The sequence below is a fragment of the Planktothrix sp. genome (assembly GCF_046067725.1).
Classification (GTDB): Bacteria; Cyanobacteriota; Cyanobacteriia; order Cyanobacteriales; family Microcoleaceae; genus Planktothrix.
In genome coordinates this window covers 1-3,751 of the sequence record NZ_JBJUDF010000045.1, presented here as the reverse complement: position 1 = coordinate 3,751, position 3,751 = coordinate 1, and the positions used below count along the sequence as shown (strand labels likewise).

The 3,751-nt window shown below is 40.9% G+C and carries 4 protein-coding genes; 2 read left to right on the top strand and 2 right to left on the bottom strand.

What is annotated here, in order from left to right; translation table 11 throughout:
• On the bottom strand, window positions 1–127 hold a 127-nt coding region (locus ACKPEB_RS02615; RefSeq protein WP_408963232.1), incomplete at its 3' end, for a type II 3-dehydroquinate dehydratase.
• Window positions 128–705: 578 nt separating this feature from the next.
• On the bottom strand, window positions 706–1,899 hold the full coding sequence (locus ACKPEB_RS02610) for an LL-diaminopimelate aminotransferase (protein ID WP_408963231.1): 1,194 nt from the start codon (window positions 1,897–1,899) through the stop codon (window positions 706–708).
• Window positions 1,900–2,226: 327 nt separating this feature from the next.
• On the opposite strand from ACKPEB_RS02610, the gene ACKPEB_RS02605 reads away from it, so the two are divergent.
• On the top strand, window positions 2,227–3,414 hold the full coding sequence (locus ACKPEB_RS02605) for a caspase domain-containing protein (protein ID WP_408963230.1): 1,188 nt from the start codon (window positions 2,227–2,229) through the stop codon (window positions 3,412–3,414).
• 89 nt (window positions 3,415–3,503) lie between these two features.
• Window positions 3,504–3,701 carry a hypothetical protein gene (locus ACKPEB_RS02600; protein WP_408963229.1) on the top strand — a complete coding sequence of 66 codons (198 nt, stop codon included), beginning with the start codon at window positions 3,504–3,506 and terminating at the stop codon, window positions 3,699–3,701.
• Window positions 3,702–3,751: the final 50 nt, after the last annotated feature.

The following is a 3,751-nucleotide window of genomic DNA, read 5'->3' as shown; positions in this document are numbered from 1 at the left end:
CATAGGAGTAATGAGTGAATGCAGCGGGATTTATGATTACTGGCAGGCCTTTATCACTGGCTTCATGGAGCCAGCCAACAATTGTCGCCTCGTCGTCACTCTGTCGTACATCTGCTTCAAGCTTAATGCATTCATGGGTATCTTGACTCAGATAACGTAGTCAGTTAAGACTTAGGCTGGTCAACTAATTGAAGCTAGAGGCATGAAGCCCCGTCACTTCAGTGCGGGGTGCTGACTTAAGACGGTGATTGTTGACTGTTTTTTTTTATATATAAAGTTCCAATTTAGTTGAGGAACTTTAGCACTCTAGTTTAACTGTGAGTTTCTGAACTCTTTAATTGATTGAGCTTTTCGAGTTCTTTGTTTTTCTATTGTTATTATAAACAATCTAGTGTGAATGTCTATAAAATTTTGGTCAATTTTAGGATGTTTATGTAAAGCTTAGGTAAATCTGTAATTTGAACTAATCATCAGATTAATCAATATCCGTAGATTTACGGAGATTAGCTTTTTAAGCTGTTTAATACGACTTTGATTTGCGTAATTTTCCTGAAAAGAATCAGGATTAGACCCAGCAAAAATCCAGCATTCAGGCTATTGTGCCGTAAATAAGCTTAAAAAAAACCCCGTTTCTAAGTCATTGTTAGATCAGGGGATGAGGAGAAAAGATGGATAAACCTGAAAAAATTAAGGATTGAAGGTTTATTAAGATGATTGTAAAAACTCGGCAATGCGATGAACCGCAGTGACTAAAACTTCTGGAGAATGAACTAAGGCAAACCGGACATACCCTTCACCGGATTTCCCAAACCCTACCCCTGGAGACGCCGCAACTCCGGTTTGTTCGACCAGTTGTTGACAGAACCCAATAGAATCCTTCGACCAAGGTTCGGGTAGTTTTGCCCAAATATACATTGTGGCATTCGGTTTAGGAACCGTCCAACCGATATCCTGCATCGCTTGAATAAACGCATCCCGTCGTTGACGGAAAATTCCCATATTCTGAATAATATGATCCTGTGGCCCCGTTAAAGCAGCGATCGCCCCATTCAAAATTCCGATATATTGATTAAAATCAACCACCGCTTTGATCCGACGTAAAGCCAAAATTAACTCCGCATTTCCAATGGCAAAGCCAATCCGAAATCCCCCCATATTATAGGATTTAGAAAAGGTAAAGAATTCAATCGAAACGCTTTTGTTTGGGTCAGCTTGTAAAATTGAGGGAGCTAATTCTGTAACGGTTTGATTGTCTGGCTGTGGAAACACAAAATCCATATAGGGGAAATCATGAACTAAAACTAAATCATGATTTTGACAAAAAGCCACAGCCTGACGGAAAAAGGATAAAGAAGCGGTTGCGGATGTGGGGTTATGGGGATAACTCAACACCATCATGCGAGCTTGGGCTAAAACCGTTTCTGGAATCTCTTCAAACACTGGTAAAAAGCCATTTTCCTCTGTTAATGGCATCGGGTACATTTGACCCCCGGCTAAATAAACGCCGCCAATATGGGAGGGATAACCGGGATCTTGTAACAAAGCAAAATCACCGGGGTTAAGAATCGCTAAAGGTAAATGAGCCGTACCCTCCTGAGAGCCAATAAGTTGTAAAACCTCCGTTTCAGGATCAACAGCTATACCATAACGATTGGTATACCATTGAGCAACGATTTCTCGAAAGTGTTGGGTATTGCGAAATAATAGATAACCGTGAGTAGCCGGATCTGATAAAGATTCCTTGATTGACTCAATAATCGGTTCAGAAACGGGCAGATCTGAAGAACCCAAGGATAAATCAATTAAATCCTGTCCTGCTAATATAGCCTTAGCTTTGGCTCGATCCATATCAGCAAAAACATTAGAGCGTAATAGGTCTAAACGATTAGCAAATTTCATAATTCAATAAAGGAAATCAAAGATATTGTTGTCTCTGACAGTATCAAGATTAATCTCTATTACTAACTTATCAAACTTAATTTGACAACCCTAAACAGGTTGTAATAATTTACAACTGATATGAAACAGCCAGAAGTATTATCCCGGTTCTCAGTCAGTCGCGGTTCCCCGCGAAGCACTGAGTGTCAATCGGTAGAATTGTTATAGAAATTTCTTGTTTTTCAATCTTCTTTATATTCACACAAATTGTTAGAATATTCACGGGTAATAAATTCCCTTGAGCAATCACTGAGTATTCAACTGAAACTATTAGGAACAGGAGATCACATGAGGACTCGTCGTCATTTCTTAACTTTTGCAGGTTCAGCACTGGCAACTCTAGGAATCAATCAGTTCTTAGAGCTTCCGAAAATCCAACGTTCTGGTCAAGTTCTCGCTCAAAGTACGCCCCGAAAACTGGCTTTGCTGGTGGGTATAAATTCTTACCAATCTAACCCCCTAGAAGGATGTGTCAATGATTTAGAGTTGCAACGGAATCTACTGATTCATCGCTTTAGATTTAACCCGAAAGATATTCTGGTTTTAGCTGATGAAGCAGCGACGCGAACAGGAATTTTAACGGCATTTGAAGAACATTTAATTAAACAAGCAAAACCCGGAGATGTAGTATTCTATCACTATTCTGGGCATGGTTCACAAATTTTTGACCCTAACCCGATTGTTGTGGTGCCCAATCAGGAAGGATTAAATGGAACCTTTGTACCAGTAAATAGTAACTTACCTGCTGGATATCCTGACGTTGGAGGGACTGTGGAAGATATCATGGGACATACTTTATTTTTGCTGATGTCTGCCCTCAAAACAGAGAATGTCACCGTTGTATTAGATAGTTGTTTTTCTGGGGGTGCGACTAGAGACTCACGGATACGTTCTCGTAATGGAGGCAAAAAGGTTTTAGTTTCTTCTGACGAAAAAACTTATCAGCAACAGTGGTTATCACGGTTAAATATGTCACCAGAACAATTTGTTAAAGGATATCGCACGGGCGTTGCTAAAGGTGTCGTCTTAGCTGCAACTGCTCCTGACCAATTGGCGCGAGAAGTTAATATTAATGGTTTTAAATCGGGAATATTTACTTATTTACTGACCCATTATCTCTGGCAGGAAGATCAGAAGATTGATCGGCTGTTTACCAAGATTGTGTCAGAAATTCCCAAAAACTTCAAGCAAAAACCCGGTTATGAAGTTAAGCCGGGGACTCAAGATCAGGAGAAACCTATATATTTTATTAATTCTCCTAATTCGACGGCACAGGCAGTGGTGACAAAAGTTAATGGGGATACGGCGCAATTATGGTTAGGGGGAGTTGATTTGTCAAAGGTAGAAACGAAAACAGTTTTTACGGCGGTTAAGGGTAACGGACAGGTGAGAGTTTTGTCACGGGAGGGGATCGTTGCACAGGCAAAAATTGAGAAACCAGTAACAGAAGGTACACTGTTGCGGTTGAGTGTTTAGGGTTTGTGCTATAGCCGTTAAGAGAGTTGGGAGGGACGCCACCCCTACAGTTATTTTTCTTTTTCACCCATTTTTAAAGGAGAACAGCCATGACCGATAACCGCATTAGTGCTAACTTGACGCCCGAAGATGTTGCCGCTATCCAGGCAGCAATTCTCACTATCAAAGAAAAGCTCCCTTTCCTAGTCGGTTTGACGAAAGAGGAGCGGATTTCCATGCTGAAACTCGGAGATAAAAGTCGGGCTTTTGTACAAAAAACAATGGAACTGGTCAGCACCCCGCACTGAAGTGACGGGGCTTCATGCCTCTAGCTTCAATTAGTTGACCAGCCTAAGTC

Coding starts and splice junctions, on each gene's coding strand:
- ACKPEB_RS02610 (WP_408963231.1), bottom strand. CDS start 1,899: ATGAAATTTGCTAATCGTTTAGACCTATTACGCTCTAATGTTTTTGCT.
- ACKPEB_RS02605 (WP_408963230.1), top strand. CDS start 2,227: ATGAGGACTCGTCGTCATTTCTTAACTTTTGCAGGTTCAGCACTGGCA.
- ACKPEB_RS02600 (WP_408963229.1), top strand. CDS start 3,504: ATGACCGATAACCGCATTAGTGCTAACTTGACGCCCGAAGATGTTGCC.